Origin of the sequence: Gemmobacter fulvus (genome assembly GCF_018798885.1) — a bacterium.
Classification (GTDB): domain Bacteria; phylum Pseudomonadota; class Alphaproteobacteria; order Rhodobacterales; family Rhodobacteraceae; genus Gemmobacter; species Gemmobacter fulvus.
Map to the genome: position 1 here is coordinate 2320293 of NZ_CP076361.1, position 15549 is coordinate 2335841.

The 15549-nt window shown below is 65.9% G+C and carries 12 protein-coding genes; 8 read left to right on the forward strand and 4 right to left on the reverse strand.

The features are described from left to right. Positions 1–26: 26 nt before the first annotated feature. From KM031_RS11160 to zapE, 3 genes are read left to right on the forward strand one after another with little or no spacing between them, the layout of a single operon-like run. Positions 27–4556, forward strand: coding sequence for a MupA/Atu3671 family FMN-dependent luciferase-like monooxygenase (locus KM031_RS11160; RefSeq protein ID WP_215504828.1), 4530 nt, complete (start codon positions 27–29; stop codon positions 4554–4556). Beyond that, positions 4549–5181 carry a 4'-phosphopantetheinyl transferase family protein gene (locus KM031_RS11165; RefSeq protein ID WP_215504827.1) on the forward strand — a complete coding sequence of 211 codons (633 nt, stop codon included), beginning with the start codon at positions 4549–4551 and terminating at the stop codon, positions 5179–5181. The genes KM031_RS11160 and KM031_RS11165 overlap by 8 nt, the downstream gene beginning before the upstream one ends. Before the next feature lie 36 nt (positions 5182–5217). Further along, complete coding sequence (gene zapE, locus KM031_RS11170) at positions 5218–6300, forward strand: cell division protein ZapE (RefSeq protein WP_215504826.1); 1083 nt, start codon at positions 5218–5220, stop codon at positions 6298–6300. Positions 6301–6370: 70 nt separating this feature from the next. Here the strand turns inward: zapE and KM031_RS11175 are convergent, their stop codons facing one another. After that, on the reverse strand, positions 6371–7822 hold the full coding sequence (locus tag KM031_RS11175) for an NCS1 family nucleobase:cation symporter-1 (protein WP_246566997.1): 1452 nt from the start codon (positions 7820–7822) through the stop codon (positions 6371–6373). A gap of 184 nt (positions 7823–8006) precedes the next feature. On the opposite strand from KM031_RS11175, the gene KM031_RS11180 reads away from it, so the two are divergent. Both KM031_RS11180 and KM031_RS11185 read left to right on the forward strand, forming a co-directional pair. Then, a complete protein-coding gene (locus tag KM031_RS11180) occupies positions 8007–8672 on the forward strand; it encodes a GntR family transcriptional regulator (protein WP_260691907.1) in 666 nt (221 codons plus the stop codon). Between the two features lie 66 nt (positions 8673–8738). Next, positions 8739–10325 (forward strand): DUF4139 domain-containing protein, encoded by a 1587-nt coding sequence (locus KM031_RS11185; protein ID WP_215504825.1) that lies wholly within the window; start codon positions 8739–8741, stop codon positions 10323–10325. A 42-nt stretch (positions 10326–10367) separates the two neighbouring features. Here KM031_RS11185 and KM031_RS11190 read toward each other — a convergent pair whose 3' ends face one another. Further along, on the reverse strand, positions 10368–11015 hold the full coding sequence (locus KM031_RS11190) for a carbonic anhydrase (protein WP_215504824.1): 648 nt from the start codon (positions 11013–11015) through the stop codon (positions 10368–10370). Positions 11016–11168: 153 nt separating this feature from the next. Here KM031_RS11190 and KM031_RS11195 point away from each other — a divergent pair, with 153 nt between their 5' ends. The 3 genes from KM031_RS11195 (at position 11169) to KM031_RS11205 (ending at position 13808) form a co-directional block, all read left to right on the forward strand. Next, complete coding sequence (locus KM031_RS11195; protein ID WP_215504823.1) at positions 11169–11549, forward strand: hypothetical protein; 381 nt, start codon at positions 11169–11171, stop codon at positions 11547–11549. A gap of 62 nt (positions 11550–11611) precedes the next feature. Next, positions 11612–12988, forward strand: a complete 1377-nt coding sequence (locus KM031_RS11200) for a leucyl aminopeptidase family protein (protein ID WP_215504822.1) — start codon at positions 11612–11614, stop codon at positions 12986–12988. A 1-nt stretch (position 12989) separates the two neighbouring features. Beyond that, complete coding sequence (locus KM031_RS11205) at positions 12990–13808, forward strand: C40 family peptidase (protein WP_215504821.1); 819 nt, start codon at positions 12990–12992, stop codon at positions 13806–13808. 4 nt (positions 13809–13812) lie between these two features. On the opposite strand, the gene KM031_RS11210 is transcribed toward KM031_RS11205, so the two are convergent. Both KM031_RS11210 and KM031_RS11215 read right to left on the reverse strand, forming a co-directional pair. After that, positions 13813–14169: a DUF2794 domain-containing protein gene (locus KM031_RS11210; protein WP_215504820.1), complete on the reverse strand. Its 357-nt coding sequence runs from the start codon at positions 14167–14169 to the stop codon at positions 13813–13815. A 256-nt stretch (positions 14170–14425) separates the two neighbouring features. Beyond that, positions 14426–15421, reverse strand: coding sequence for an asparaginase (locus tag KM031_RS11215; protein WP_215504819.1), 996 nt, complete (start codon positions 15419–15421; stop codon positions 14426–14428). Between the last annotated feature and the right edge of the window lie 128 nt (positions 15422–15549).

Sequence of the window (15549 nt, forward strand, 5' to 3'; positions counted from 1 at the left end):
GCCAGTTGCGGCGGAAGGAGTGTAAGATGAACCCGTTTTCCTGTTTCCTGATCGGCAATGAAAGCCTGACCCGCGAATGTGGCGAGATGCTGCTGGCGCGGGGCCATCACATCGCGGCGCTGGTCAGCCACAACCCGGATCTGCACGCCTGGGGCCGCGCGCGGGGTCTTGCGGTGATCGAACAGCAGGCCGGGTGGCCGGAGGCCTTGCCCGGCGGGGTGGATTGGCTGCTGTCGATCGCCAATCTGTCGCTGGTGCCCGAGGCCGCGCTGGCACAGGCGCGGCTGGGCGGGGTGAACTTCCATGACGGGCCTTTACCGCGCCATGCGGGGCTGAATGCGCCGGTCTGGGCGCTTCTGGCCGGTGAGGCGCAGCATGGCATCACGTGGCACATGATCACGCCCGGCATGGACGAGGGCGATATTCTGGACCAGCGCCTGTTCGACATCCGGCCAGACGATACGGCGCTGACGCTGAACACCCGTTGTTTCGAAGCGGCGATGGCCTCGTTCCCGGCGGTGATCGAGGCTTTGGCACAGGGCGCGCCGAACCGCCGCGCGCAGGATTTCTGCCTGCGCACGGTGCATGCGCGGGCGGACCGGCCTATCGCGGCGGGGCGGCTGGATTTCACCGCCTCTGCCACAGATCTGGCCGCTTTGGTGCGCGCGCTGGATCATGGCAGCTACTGGAACCCGCTGACGGCGGCAAAGATCTGGGATGGCAGCCGCTATGTGCTGGTCGGCGCGGCAGAGGTCGTGGCGGGGCAGGGCGCGCCGGGGCAGATACTGGCGGCGGATGCGGCCACGGTGACGGTGGCCTGCGGCACCGGGGCGCTGCGGCTGTCGCGGCTGACCTGCCAGAAGGGCTTTGAGGTTGCGCCGACCACGCTGCCCAATCCGCTGCGCTCGGCCACTGCGGCCGAGGCGGCGGCGCTGACCGAGACGCTGGCCCGCGCCGTGCCCGCCGAACCGCGCCTCCGCCGTGCCCTGCGCGCGCTGGATCCGGCAGAAGTGCCGGGCACCGGCAGCAGCACCGCCCCGGCGTTCTGGCAAAGCCTGCCGCTGGCACTGCCGTCGCTGGCGCTGACGGCACTGGCGGCAGGGCGGTTGTCGGGCAAGGGCGCTGCGGATCTTGCCTTTGCGGCGGGCCATGCAACGGCGGGTATCCTGTCGGACTGGGTGCCGCTGCGGGTCAGCGCCGAAGGCGCCTTGCCCGAAGCGCTGGCCCGCACTGAGGCGGCGCTGGAGCAGGCGCGGGCGCAGCCTGCCTTCCCGCTTGATCTGCTGGCACGGGACCGCAAGCTGTTCGGGCTGGCCCCACCCGCCATCGGTATCGCGGCGCAGCCGGTTCCGGGCACGGTGCTGACCCTGAATGACACGGCGCTGCATTATGATGCCAGCCGCCTGAGCATGGATCAGGCGCAGGCCATCGCAGCCCGGCTTGCTGCCTTTGCCGCAGCGGCCACGGGGACGGCGCGGGTGGAAAACCTGCCGATCCTGACCCCGGCAGAGCTGCATCAGGTGCTTTACGCCCATAACGCCACATCCAAACCCTATGATGCCAATCTTTGTGTGCATCAGGCGTTCGAGGTGCAGGTGACGCGCAGCCCCGATGCCGTGGCGGTGGTGTTCGAGGCGCAGAGCCTGACCTATGCACAGCTTGACGCCCGCGCCAATCGCGCCGCGCATGTGCTGCGCGACATGGGGGTGCGCCCCGGCACGCTGGTCGGTCTGCACACCCGGCGCAGCCTTGATCTGCTGATTGGCGCGCTGGCGATCCAGAAGGCGGGCGGGGCCTATGTGCCGATGGATCCGGCCTATCCGGCCGAACGCACCGCCTTGTTCATCGAGGACAGCGGCTGCCCGGTGATCGTGACGCAAAGCGCGCTGGTGCCTGCGCTGCCCGCGCATCAGGCGCAGGTGCTGTGCCTGGATACCGACGGGCGGCTGGGGCTGGCTCCCGACAGCGCACCCGACAGCGGCGTCACCGCGGCGGATCTGGCCTATATGATCTACACCTCCGGCTCCACCGGGCGGCCCAAGGGCGTGATGGTGGAACATCGCAATGTGGCGAATTTCTTTGCGGGCATGGACGACCGCATCGACCATGCCACGGGATCTGTCTGGCTGGCGGTCACATCGCTGTCCTTCGACATTTCGGTGCTGGAGCTGTTCTGGACGCTGGCGCGCGGCTTCAAACTGGTGATGAGTTCGGATGAAAACCGGGCGCTGGTGTCGAATGGCAGCATCGGCTCGGCCCAGCCGATGGAATTTTCGCTGTATTACTGGGGCAATGACGATGGCGTCGGCCCCAAGAAATACGAACTGCTGCTGGAGGGCGCGAAATTTGCCGACAGCCATGGGTTTTGTGCGGTCTGGACGCCCGAGCGGCACTTTCATGCCTTTGGCGGCCCCTACCCGAACCCTTCGGTGACAGGGGCGGCGGTGGCGGCGGTTACGCGGAATCTTGCCGTTCGGGCGGGATCCTGCGTCTTGCCCTTGCATCACCCGGCCCGGGTGGCCGAAGATTGGGCGGTGATTGATAATCTGACAAATGGCCGTGCCGGCCTTGCCATCGCCTCAGGCTGGCAGCCCGATGACTTTGTGCTGCGGCCCGAAAACACCCCGCCCGACAACCGCGCCGCGATGTTCACCGGGATCGACCAGCTGCGCCGGTTGTGGCGGGGCGAAACGGTGGAGTTCCCGACCCGGACCGGCACATTCGGCGTGGTGACGCAGCCGCGCCCGGTGTCGAAAGAACTGCCGATCTGGGTGACCACGGCGGGCAATCCCGCCACTTGGCGCGAAGCGGGCGAGATTGGTGCCAATGTGCTGACCCATCTGTTGGGGCAGACGGTGGCCGAAGTGGGCGACAAGATCCGCATCTATCACGAGGCCCTGCGCAAGGCGGGCCATGATCCGGCCAAGCATTCCGTCACGCTGATGCTGCACACCTATGTCTGCCGTGACCGCGATCAGGCGCGGCGCGTGGCCGAAGCGCCGATGAAAAGTTACCTCGCGGCGGCGGTGGGGCTGGTCAAGCAATATGCCTGGGCCTTCCCGGCGTTCAAGAAACCGCAAGGCGTTGACAACCCGATGGACATCGACCTGCGCAGCCTGAGCGCCGAGGAAAACGAGGCCATTCTGGATTTCGCCTTCCAGCGCTATTTCGAAGAGTCCGGCCTATTCGGCACGGTCGAGGATGCGCTGGCACGGGTGGAAAGCCTGAAACGTATCGGCGTCACCGAAGTGGCCTGCCTGATTGATTACGGCATCGCGCCGGATGTGGTGATGGAGGGGCTCTATCCGCTGGCCGAGGTGTTGCGCCGCGCCAATGCCGGGGCGGGGCCTGCGGCGGATGATTTCTCGATCGCGGCGCAGATCCTGCGCCATGGGGTGACGCATCTGCAATGCACCCCGTCGATGGCGCGCATGATCATGCTGAACGACGAGGCGCAAGGGGCGCTTGCCTCGGTCAAGACCCTGATGCTGGGCGGCGAGGCCCTGCCGGGGGCGTTTGTGTCGGATCTGCGCAAGGTCACGCAGGCGCGGATTGAAAACATGTATGGTCCGACCGAAACGACGATCTGGTCCACCACCGAAACGGCGCAGGGCGGCGAGGGTGTGGTGAACATCGGGCGTCCCATCGCCAATACGCAGGTCTATGTGCTGGACGGTGGGCAGCAGCCGGTGCCGCCTGGTGCTGCGGGCGAATTGTGGATCGGCGGCGATGGCGTGACGCGCGGCTATTGGCAGCGCCCCGATCTGACGGCAGAGCGGTTCCTGCCGGATCCGTTCATCCGTGATGGCGCCTGCTCCTGGGGCGCACGCATGTATCGCACCGGCGATCTGGTGCGGCTGCGCGGCGATGGCAAGCTCGATTACCTTGGCCGCGCCGATTATCAGGTGAAGCTGCGCGGCTACCGGATCGAACTGGGCGAGATCGAGGCCGCGCTTGAGGCACAGCCGGGCGTGCAGCAGGCCGTGGTTCTGGCGCGCGAGGACAGCCCCGGCGATCTGCGGCTGGTCGCCTATATCACCGGCGCGGCGCAAGAGGCCGCGTTGCGCGCGGCGCTGGGTGCGCGTTTGCCCGAGCATATGATCCCGGCGCATTTCGTGACGCTGGACCACTTTCCGCTGACGCCCAACCGCAAGGTGGATCGCAAGGCGCTGCCTGCGCCACAGGCACAGGCCGCCGTGGCCACCTATGCGGCGCCGGAAACCGGGCTGGCGGCGCAGCTGGCGGTGATCTGGCAGCGGGTGCTGGGGGTGCCACGGGTGGGGGCGAAGGACAATTTCTTTGCGCTGGGTGGCCATTCCCTGTTGGCGGTGCAGGCGCATCGGGAAATCCGCGACACGCTGGGCCTGACCAAACTGTCGATCACCGATATCTTCCGCTTCCCCACACTGTCGGCCTTGGCCGATCATCTGGACGATGCGCCGAAAGCAGCGGTGGCGGCGGCGGCACCCGCGCCGGGGCTGGCTGATCGTGCGGAAAACCGGGCGGATGCAATGGCGCGCCGCCGGGCGCTGCGGGCAGGGCGGCTGGATGCCTGATCTTGCTGGCCTTGCCGCCTGTGCCCGTGCCCTGCTTCCCCCCGGCACCGGCATTGGTGCCACCGATCCGCGCGACCGGCACCCCGCCTTTCCGGGCGAGGATATTGCGGGCGTGCCGCTGCGACTGGCTGAATTCCGTGCCGGGCGGGCCGCCGCCCGCGCCGCCATGGCTGAGCTCGGCCTGCCGACCTTTGCCGTGCCGGTAAAGGACGACCGTGCGCCGCGCTGGCCTGCCGGGCTGTGCGGCTCGATCAGCCATAGCGAGACGCTGTGCCTTGCCGCCGTGGCGGTGCTGTCGCCTTTGCGCGGCATCGGGCTGGATCTGGAAGAAGATGGCCCGCTGGAAGAGGATCTGCGCACCGCTATCCTGCGCCCGGAAGAAAGCCATGTCAGCGCCGAAGAGGCGATGCTGATCTTTTCCGCCAAGGAGGCCGCCTACAAGGCGCAATATCCGATGTCGCTGTGCCTGTTCGGCTTTGATGCGCTGTCGGTCCATCTGGATCACGCCAACCGCAGCTTTACGGCGCGTTTTACCACCGAAATCACCCCTTTTCCGATGGGATATGTGCTGCATGGCCGCTATGCCCATGTGCAGGACCATATTCTGACGGCGGTGACGCTCTGAGGTTTTCTTGCCCTCCGGGGCAGGATATAGGGGATTATGCGACAGACCCTGACCGAGATTTACGAGGCCCGCGTGGCCGATGGCCACCTGCGGGCAGACCCGGCACAACATGCCGTGCTGCCGGTTCTGGAAAGCCTCCGCGTCTGGCTTGAGGCCAATCCCACCCGGAAAACCGGCCTGTTCGCGGGCCTGTTTGCCAAGCCGGTGCCGCCGCCCAAGGGCTTGTATCTTTGGGGCGGGGTCGGGCGCGGCAAATCCATGGTGATGGATCTGTTCGTGGAACATCTGGAGATTGCCGCGAAACGCCGGGTGCATTTTCATGCCTTCATGCAGGAAATTCATCGCGGCATGCACGCGGCGCGGCAGCGCGGGGTCGAGGATGCGCTGGCCCCGGTGGCCGATGCCGTGGCGAAAGAGCTGCGCTGCCTTGCCTTTGACGAGATGCAGATCACCGACATCACCGATGCGATGATCGTGGGGCGGCTGTTCCAGATGCTGATGGATCAGGGCGTGGTGATCATCACAACCTCCAACCGCCCGCCCGAACAGCTGTACAAGAACGGCCTGAACCGGGCGCTGTTTCTGCCGTTCATCGCGTTTCTGAACAGCAGGATGCAGGTTCACGCGCTGGAAAGCCCGCATGATTACCGGCAGCACCGGCTGGCGGGGGCGCAGGTGTATTTTCATCCGGCGGGCAAATCCGGGGCGGCGATTGATGCGATCTGGCGCGATCTGTCGGGCGGTGGCGCGGGCGAGCCGCTGCGCCTGCCGGTGAATGGCCGCGAGGTGGAGCTGCCACGGTTTGCCAATGGTGTGGCGCGGGCAACCTTCTGGGATCTTTGTGCCAAGCCGCTGGGGCCTGCCGATTATCTGGCAATTGCGGCAGCGGTGCGGGTGCTGATCCTTGAGGATGTGCCGCAGCTTTCGGCGTCGAACTATAACGAGGCCAAGCGCTTCGTGACGCTGATCGACGCGCTGTATGAGGCGAAGGTGCGGCTGATCTGTTCGGCGGCCGATGTGCCTGAACGGCTGTATATCGAAGGCACCGGCGCGTTTGAATTTGAACGCACCGCCTCGCGCCTGCGGGAAATGCAGGGCGCAGACTGGGGCAGCGCGTAAGAACTGGGGCAGCGCGTAACAGAAAAGGGCGGCCCGAAGGCCGCCCCAGTTGCGTGCCAGGAGAAAGGGTTTACGCCCGCACGAGTCCCGATTGGCCGCGCATCAGGGCGATATGCAGCACACCGCCCAGAATGGCCCCGATCACCCAGCCATAGCCTGACAGATTGGCCAGCGCCGGCACCCAGACCGTGGCAACTGAAAAGACTGCCGCCAGCGCAAAGGCGGTGATCGCCTTCATGTTCCAGCCATTGCTGTAGTGATAGGCACCCGACGGCGAGGCGTCATATAGCGCGTCCAGATTGATCTCTTGTTTGCGCACCAGATAGTAATCGGCCACGAGGATGCCATAGAGCGGGGCCAGAACCGCGCCCAGCGTATCGACGAAACCGGCAATCCCGATGGTCGAAATCAGCGGCACCCACAGCGCACCGATGAAAAACGCGATGACGGCGGTGATGATGCCCCCCATCTTGGCGCTGATCTTCTGCGGCGCCAGATTGGCGATGTCATAGGCGGGCGGGATGAAGTTGGCGACAAGGTTGATGCCAACGGTCGCGGCAAAGAAGGTGATCGCGGCGATGATGGTCAGCCAGGTATTGTCGACCCGGTCCACGATATCGGTGGGGTTGACCAGCTTTTCGCCAAACAGCACCACGGTGCCCGCCGTCACGAACAGCGCGATGAACGAGAAGATGGCAATGGATACAGGCAAGCCCCAGAAATTGCCGGTTTTCATCTGCTGTTCGGTTTTCACGAAGCGTGAAAAGTCACCGAAGTTGATGACCACAGCGGCGAAATAGGCGATCATCGTGCCGACCACCGCCACGAATGCGGCCACAGGCCCACGCGGATCGGTGGCCTCGCTGCCTTCAAAGATGGTGCCGAGGGCGGCGAAGATGCCGTTGCCCGCTTTCCACCAGATCACCAGCATCAGCGCGATCATCACCGCATAGACGAACGGCCCCGCCCAGTTGAGGAATTTGCCAACCCAGTCGATGCCCTTCATGAACAACGCCACCTGAAACACGCAGACGATCAGATAGGAAATCCAGCCGATCGCGGTCATGCCCAGGAAGGTTGCACCGCCCTCGACCCCCAGAATGGTGTTGAGCAGCAGCGTGACGGCTGTCGAGGCGAAATAGGTCTGCACCCCATACCAGAAAATCGCCACGATGCCGCGGATCAGCGCCGGGAACTTTGCCCCCTGCACCCCCATCGAGGCCCGCGCCATCACCGGATATGGGATGCCGTATTTGACCGAGGGTTTGCCGGTCAGGTTGACCAGCCACATCACGATGAACCCGGCCAGCACGATGGCGGCGAACACCGCCCAGCCGTTCAGGCCATAGGTCACGAACAGGCTGGCGGCGAGCGAATAGCCGAACAGCGACTGGATATCATTGTTCCAGACGTTGAAAATCTCGAACGCGCCCCATTTGCGCTGCGCGACCGGCAGGGGTGCGAGGTCTTCGTTATACAGCCCGGCGTCGCGTTGCGCCGTGCCTTGGCCCATCTGTGCCATGGAATCTTGTCCCTTCCCGTTGTGGCCCGGTATCGGGCCCTGTGTGCGGTCATTTGCCGCGCGGCCTGCCATTTGGCATTGCATCTGAAATGTTAGATGGAATATCATCAAAGATATATCCCGGCGAAACGTAAAACAGTTTTCGTAAAAACCTGAAAATGCGCGCCGGGGCCGGGAGGATGACGTGACCGACGACAAAGCATCGCTGATGGCCGATCAGGCCTTTCAGCGCCTGATGATTGCGCTGCGGCAGGGCACGCTGGCGGGCGGGCAGTTCGTGTCGATGCCGGTGCTGGTGGGCGATCTTGGCTTCCCGATTGCGGCGGTGCGCGAGGCGGTGAAACGGGCCGATGCGCGCGGCCTGCTGGAAATCCTGCCCAAACGCGGCGTGCTGGTGATGCAGGCCACAGCAGATGTGACCCGCGATTGCCTTGATATGCGTGCGGTGCTGGATTGCGAAGGCGCGCGGCGGCTGATTGCGGCGGGGGCGGTGCCGGATCTTGCGCCGCTGCGCGCGGCGCATGTCGCGGTGCTGGAGGCCGCGCGGGGCGGCGGGATCGCCGGATTGCCGCAGCGCGCCAAGGACACCGATCTGTCGCTGCATGATCTGCTTGCCACCGGGCTGGACAACCGCCCCCTCGCCGACGCCTATGCCGCGAACCGCGACAGGATTGCCGTGATCCAGAACACACGGCCCTTTCTGGCCGACCGGATTGCCTCGGCCATGGCAGAGCATTTGGCGATTCTGGATGCGCTTCAGGCCAGGGATGCGGCGCAGGCCTGTCTCGCCATCCGTTATCACTATGAACAAACGCTGCGCTGGTGGGGGGTAGAGCTGCTGGCCGCCTGATCACCCGGTCTTGCCAGCCCCGCCCATCGCGCGCATCCTCGGCCCATTCGCATGGGAGTGTTCTGGATGCGCCGTTTGCTGCCGCTGTTGTTTTTGCCCGCCCCGGTCTTTGCCGACACGATTGTTGCCCCTTCGACCGTGACGGCGGTCACGATCTATCCGCAGGGGGCCGAGGTGACGCGCGAGGTGCAGTTTTCTGCCCCCGCCGGGCGGCACGATCTGCGCATTGCGGATCTGCCTGCCTCTACGGTGCCGGATCTGATCCGGCTGGCGTCAGAAGAAACCGCGCTTGGCAGTTTCACCTTTCAGGAGGCCGGGCTGATTCCGGTGGATCCGCCCGCCATGCCGGATCTGGACGCGGCGATCAGCGCAGCGCAGGCCACCCGTGATGCGGCGGCACTTGCGCGCGACCGCATCGCCGCGCGGATCGAGGCCGCCGAGGCGCAGGTAGGGTTCCTGCGCGGCATGACAGCTGAGGTGACGAGCCAGCCCCCGGCAGAGATTGCCGCCCTGTCGCAGATGATCGGCAGCGAAGTTCTGGCCGCCCGCGAGGCGATGCTGACGGCGCGCGCCGAACAGGCCGCCGCCGACCGGGTGCTGGCCGAGGCGGACACGGCTTTGGCCGAAGCTCTGGCCGCGCGCGAGGAGGTGCGCGCCGCACAGGCCGACAAGGCGCAGCTGACCGTGGCCATCACGCAGGCGGCGGATGGCGCGGGCCGTCTGACCCTGCGCCATTTTGTCGAGGATGCGGCCTGGCGTCCGGTCTATGATGCGACGCTGATCCGCAGCCCGGCGCCTGCGCTGACGCTGAACCGGGGCGCCCTGATCAGCCAGTTTTCAGGCGAGGACTGGCGCGGGGTGGCGCTTACCCTGTCAACCGCGCGCCCGTCGGATCAGGCGGCCCCGTCGCTGCTCTGGCCCGAATTGCGTAGGGCCGAACTGCCGGAGCCGGAGCGCGCCTATAAAAGCGGCGCGATGGAGGATATGGCCGTCGCCGCCGCCCCGGTGGCAGAGGTCGAAACGGCCGTGCCCGCGATGCAGGGCGATGTGGTGGTCTATCAGGTGCCCGCAGCGGTCGATCTGGCCACCGGCGTCGCCGATCTGCGCGTGGCGCTGGGCGATCTGAGCTTCACGCCCGAGATCGAGGCCCGCGCCGTGCCGCGTGCCGACAGCACCGCCTTTGTCATGGCCACCTTTACCAATGGCGCGGAAATCCTGCTGCCGGGCGAGGTGGTCTTGCTGCGCGATGGCACACTGGTCGGGCGCAGCGCGCTGGAACTGACGCCCGCGCGCGGGGAAATCGAACTGGCATTCGGCGCGATTGACGGGCTGAAACTGACCCGCGACATGCCGCAGAACAGCCAGGGCGATGCCGGGTTCCTGTCCTCGGACACGGCGCGCAGCGAAGCGGCGCTGCTGCGGGTGGAAAACCTGACGGAAGAGGCCTGGCCGCTGCATGTCATCGACCAGATCCCCTATTCCGAACAGGACGAGCTGGCGATCACCTATAGCGCCACCCCTGCCCCGACCGAAACCGACCCGGACGGCGCGCGCGGGCTGCTGGGCTGGCGCTTTGATCTGGCGCCGGGGGCGGTGCAGGAGATTGCGCTGACGGTGCAACTGCGCTGGCCCGAGGGGATGGAGCTGCGCTGAGGGGTGACGGATGGCGCGATCACCGCGCCATTCGTTCAAGGATCAAAGGGCGACAAAAGCCTTCTGCGCTGGATCATATTGCTCCAGCACACCTGCGCCGATGTCATTCCACAGCCCGTGCAGCGTCAGGAATTCGGATTCCACCGCTGTGCGCACGAAGGGGAAGGTCATCAGGTTTTCAAGGCTGACCAGCACCGCCTGCTTTTCCAGCGCGCGGGTTTTCTGTTCCGCGGGCAGGCCCTGGACCCGTTCATAGCCGGGGCGCAGGATATCCATCCAGCGGCCGACAAAGCTGGACTGCTTTTCCAGCTCGGGCGCATCACCGGCGCACATGTCGAGGCAGCCCTTGACGCCGCCGCAGTTGGAATGGCCCATCACCACGACATGCGCCACTTTCAGCGCGGTCACGGCATATTCCACCGCCGCCGAGGTGCCGTGATTGCCGCCGTCCGGGCTGTAGATCGGCACAAGACCGGCGATGTTGCGGTGAATGAAGAACTCGCCCTCGTCCGCGCCGAAGATCGAGGTCACATGCACCCGGCTGTCGCAGCAGGAAATCACCATCGCGCGCGGATGTTGGCCGGATTCGGCAAGGCGGTGATACCAGGCCTTGTTGGAAGTATAGGTTGTCGCCTTCCAGCCATTGTAGCGGCTGATCAGATAGGCGGGCAGCGGTCTGGCGTGATCCATGAAAACTCCGTCAGATGTGCAGGCAAAAGTCTGTCCGTCTGAATATGCTGCAATTGCAGAAAATTCGAGGGGTTTATTTTGCCCGGCGCAACCTTTTGTTCAGCCTGTCACGGCACGATGGGTTTGGGTGTTTTCGAGGGTCGGGTGAACAACATGGGTAATGTGACGGCTTTGCAGCCGAAGGAACAACTTTATCAGAACGCCGAACCCGTGGCGGCGATGTATCGCGATCTGGGCACGGCGCAGGCCGAACAGGTTGTGTCGCGCGCCTTGGGCGAACTGGCGCTGACCATGTCGGCGCTGGTCACGCAGGTGCGGGCGCATGATCTGGCCGATCTGCCGCGCCAGTTGCGCCGCTTGCAGCGCATGTCGGACCAGCTGGGCATGGTCAGCCTTGGGCTGGTGGCGGCGGATGCGCGGATCTGTCTGGACCAGGCGGATGTCACGGCGTTTTCGGCGGTCTGGGCGCGGTTGCTGCGGGTGGCGGAACGCTCGCTTGCGGGCGACAAGGATCTGCTGGATCAGACCGTGTAACCGGGGTTGCGGGTGGCACCGGATGGGCTAGTCTCTGGCCAAATCGCTGCAAGGAGCCGCCCATGACCCCCGCATTTGCTGATCCCGCCAGCCCGTCGCGCCCGCTGCATGTTGTGGCGGCGGATGCGCTGGAACCGTGGCTGGAGGCGCAGCCGGTTGCGGTGGCGGTCTGGCTGCGCGACTCTGGGTTCAAGGCGGGGCTGGGAGAGGTGAAGCTGATCCCCGGCGCGGGCGGGGCCGTGGTGGCGGCGGTGATCGGGTCCGGCACCGCGAAAGCGCGGGCCCGCATGCGGTTTGGCCTGTCAAAAGCCGTGGCGCAATTGCCTGCCGGGGATTGGCACTTCGAGGGCCTGCCCGAGGCGCAGCGGTTCGAGGCGGCGCTGGGCTGGCTGCTCGCGCAATATCGCTTTGATCGCTACAAACCCGCCTCGGGCATGTTGCCCGGCCTGAAATGCCCCGAGGGCGTGGATGAGGCGCGCGTTCTGGCGATGGCTGCGGGCGAATTTCTGACCCGCGACCTGATCAATACCCCGGCGCAGGACATGGGGCCTGCGGAACTGGAAGCCGCGTTTCTGGCGCTGGCTGACCGTTTCGGCGCGGCAACGCAGGTGGTTTCCGGCGCGGATCTGGCGCGGGATTTCCCGATGATCCATGCCGTCGGCAAAGGGTCTGACCGCCCGCCGCGCCTTTTGTCGCTGCGCTGGGGCACGCAGGGGCCAAGCCTCACTCTGGTCGGCAAGGGCGTGTGTTTTGACACCGGCGGCCTGAACCTCAAGCCCTCTGCGGGCATGTTGCTGATGAAAAAGGACATGGGCGGGGCGGCCACCGTGCTGGGGCTGGCGCAGATGATCATGCAGCTTGGCCTGCGGCTGCGGCTGCGGGTCATCGTGCCTGCGGTTGAAAACAGCGTATCTGGCCGGTCGATGCGGCCGAAGGACATTCTTACCTCGCGCAAGGGGCTGACGGTCGAGGTGAATGACACCGATGCCGAAGGGCGGCTGGTGCTGGGCGATGCCCTGGCATGGGCGGCAGAAGAAAATCCCGAACTGCTGATCTCCATGGCCACGCTGACGGGTGCTGCGCGGGTCGCCGTCGGCCCGGATCTGGCCCCCTATTACACCGATGATGCCGCGATGGCGGCGGCACTGGAGGCGGGGGCAGTGGCCACCGCCGATCCGGTCTGGCGGCTGCCCTTCCATGACGCCTATGAGCCGGTGATCGAGCCAGGCATTGCCGATCTGGACAATGCGCCGGGCTTTGGCTTTGCCGGGTCGATCACCGCGGCGCTGTTCCTGCGCCGCTTTGCTGACCATCCGCGCTACATGCATTTTGACATCTATGGCCATACGCCCAGCGATGCGCCGGCCCGGCCCAAGGGCGGTGCGGGGCAGGGTGCGCGGGCGGTCCTGGCCGCCTTGCCCGCGTTGCTGGGGATCTGACGTGGATCGCCGCCTGACCCCGGCCAATGCCCGCGCCGCGTTGGAAAGCCTGCGTGGTCAGGTCGACGCCACCCGTTTCACACCGGGCGAACCCGCGCGCATTGCCGTGCCGCTGGTCGATCTGTTGCGCGACCCGGAAGGCGCGCGCGACCGGCAGCTGATCTGGGGCGCTGCGGTCACGGTGATCGACCGGCACGCGGGCTGGGCCTTTGTGCAGTCCGCCCGCGACGGCTATTGCGGTTATCTGCGTGAGGATCAGCTTGGCGCGGCAGAGCAGGCAACCCATTGGGTCGCCACGCCGGGCACCCACCTTTACGCCGGGCCAAAGGTGCAGCAACCGGAGCGCGCGGCGCTGACCCTCGGGGCGCAGGTCACGGTGACGGGGCACAGCGGTGCTTGGGCCGAGACCCCGCAGGGCTTCGTGCCCGCGGGGCATCTGCGCCCGCTGGGCGACTGGCTGGAGGATCCGGCGGCGGTGGCGCAGGGGTTCTTGCACACACCTTACCTCTGGGGCGGCAACAGCCGGGCGGGGCTGGATTGTTCGGGTCTGGTGCAGGCGGCGCTGCTGGCCTGCGGGCGAGCTTGCCCCGGCGACAGCGACTTGCAAGCGGCACTGGGCACGGCGATTGCCGAAGGCGCCCCGCTGCAGCGCAATGACCTGCTGTTCTGGAAAGGGCATGTGGCGCTGGTGCTGTCACCCACCCGGATGATCCATGCGACAGCGGCCTATATGGCGGTGGTCGAGGAAGAGATCGAAATGGCCATCGCCCGCATCCTGCGCGCCGGGGAAGGGCCGGTCACGCATCGGCGCAGGCTTTAGGCGGTCAGTCGATCGGGCGGATCAGCTTCTTTTCCAGCACCTTCAGCACCGCAGCCAGATCGTGCCCGCGTCGCAGCACCTGCCCGGCCTCGCCGGAAATCGCATACATGCCTTGTTTCATCCGCAGTTTCGGGCGTTTTTCGATGCGATACAGCGGGTTTTCGGCCGTGCGCCGGAACACCGCAAACACCGCCAGACCCGGCTGGAACGACATGGCATAATCACGCCACTCAGCCGCCGCCACCATGCGCCCATACAGCGACAGGATCAGGCCAAGTTCCGCGCGGTCAAAGCTGACCTGCTCGGGCAGGGCATCGTCACGCGAGAACGGAACGGGCGGGACAGGGGGCATCATCGTCATGTTACAAAGTTTACGCCTTCGCAGAGGCAAATCAAGAATCAATGGGCGTCGCGGCTGCCCTATCACTGCCGCAAAATGACCTCTGAATAACCTGTCCGCTTCCGCAGTGCTGCCGCGATGCAGGGCGATACAGGGGACGTAGCAAGTGAACCCCGGTGGCGCGGACAATTGCCCCCACTCAGCCTGTGTCACCGGGAATTACCTGCTCGACGGATGGCCCTCGCCTTTGGCGGGGGCCTCTTCCATTCTGCGGGGGTCAGGCAAAGCCGGGGGCAAGCCGGGTGATGCCGGTCTCCAACCCGCGCCAGTTGCGCTGCACCGCGTTCAGGCGCTTCAGCGTGGCCGGGTGCTGCGCATCCAGCACGCCCAGCCGCACCAGCAGGCCCGCAATCGCCGCCTCGGACGCGCGGCTGGCCCCATCGACGATCTTCAGCGCAATGCCCAGCTTTTGCGCGGGCAGGATCGCCACGAACACCGCCTCGGCCCCGGTCTTGATCGCTACCTTGCCGCCCATGGCCCGCATCAGCTCGCTGCAGGCGCGGCCTTCGCCCGCCACGAATTCCGGGTAGGCGGCCATGGCGCGGGTCAGGCGATAGGCGGCACGGTCGCGCGCCGATCCGGTTTCGGGCGCTGCGGCAAAATAGGCCATGGCCCGGGCCAGTCCCTGCACGGTGGTGGCGAAATTGGGGGCCGAACAGCCATCAATGCCAAAGCCGGGGCTGGGGATCTGTGTCACCTCTTCGAACGCATCCTTGATGGCGCGTTGCAGCGGATGGTCCGGTGCGACGTATTCGGGGCCGGCACCGATATGTTTGGTATAGGTCAGAAAGCCCGCATGTTTGCCGGAACAGTTGTTGTGATACTGGCAGGGGGCCTGATCGCTGCGGATCAGCAGATCGCGGGCGGTGCGGTCATAGGGTTCATGCGCGCCGCAGCGCAGATCCGCCTCGCCCAGGCCGATCCCGTCCAGCCAGCGCGCCACTGCCCCGCTGTGCAGCGCGGCCCCCTGATGGCTGGCACAGGACAGCGCCAGTTGCGCATCTGTCAGGCCAAAGGCATCGGCGGCCCCGCTTTCGATCAGCGGCAGCGCTTGCAGCATCTTGCAGGACGAGCGCGGGAAAATCACCGCATCGGGATCGCCCCAGCTTTCGCGCACGGTGCCGCTGGCATCGCAGATCACGGCATGGCCGGCATGGCTGCTTTCCAGAAGCCCGCCCCGCCAGATTTCCACCATCTGTGCTGCCGCTGCCATTGCCGTCTCCCTCACAGTTGCGCGATTCTCTGCCCAAGGGACTTTCACGCCTTGCCATTTTTGCGCTATGCAGGGTATCGGGTAGAACCGTTTCCCGCCACTGGAAAAGCCTGGGCAAACCAGCAGCA

What these genes read in the sequence shown, in the direction of transcription:
- KM031_RS11165 (WP_215504827.1), top strand. Translation starts at nt 4,549, where the DNA reads ATGCCTGATCTTGCTGGCCTTGCCGCCTGTGCCCGTGCCCTGCTTCCC.
- KM031_RS11160 (WP_215504828.1), top strand. Translation starts at nt 27, where the DNA reads ATGAACCCGTTTTCCTGTTTCCTGATCGGCAATGAAAGCCTGACCCGC.
- KM031_RS11210 (WP_215504820.1), bottom strand. Translation starts at nt 14,169, where the DNA reads ATGACGATGATGCCCCCTGTCCCGCCCGTTCCGTTCTCGCGTGACGAT.
- KM031_RS11200 (WP_215504822.1), top strand. Translation starts at nt 11,612, where the DNA reads ATGACCCCCGCATTTGCTGATCCCGCCAGCCCGTCGCGCCCGCTGCAT.
- KM031_RS11195 (WP_215504823.1), top strand. Translation starts at nt 11,169, where the DNA reads ATGGGTAATGTGACGGCTTTGCAGCCGAAGGAACAACTTTATCAGAAC.
- KM031_RS11215 (WP_215504819.1), bottom strand. Translation starts at nt 15,421, where the DNA reads ATGGCAGCGGCAGCACAGATGGTGGAAATCTGGCGGGGCGGGCTTCTG.
- KM031_RS11185 (WP_215504825.1), top strand. Translation starts at nt 8,739, where the DNA reads ATGCGCCGTTTGCTGCCGCTGTTGTTTTTGCCCGCCCCGGTCTTTGCC.
- zapE (WP_215504826.1), top strand. Translation starts at nt 5,218, where the DNA reads ATGCGACAGACCCTGACCGAGATTTACGAGGCCCGCGTGGCCGATGGC.
- KM031_RS11190 (WP_215504824.1), bottom strand. Translation starts at nt 11,015, where the DNA reads ATGGATCACGCCAGACCGCTGCCCGCCTATCTGATCAGCCGCTACAAT.
- KM031_RS11175 (WP_246566997.1), bottom strand. Translation starts at nt 7,822, where the DNA reads ATGGCACAGATGGGCCAAGGCACGGCGCAACGCGACGCCGGGCTGTAT.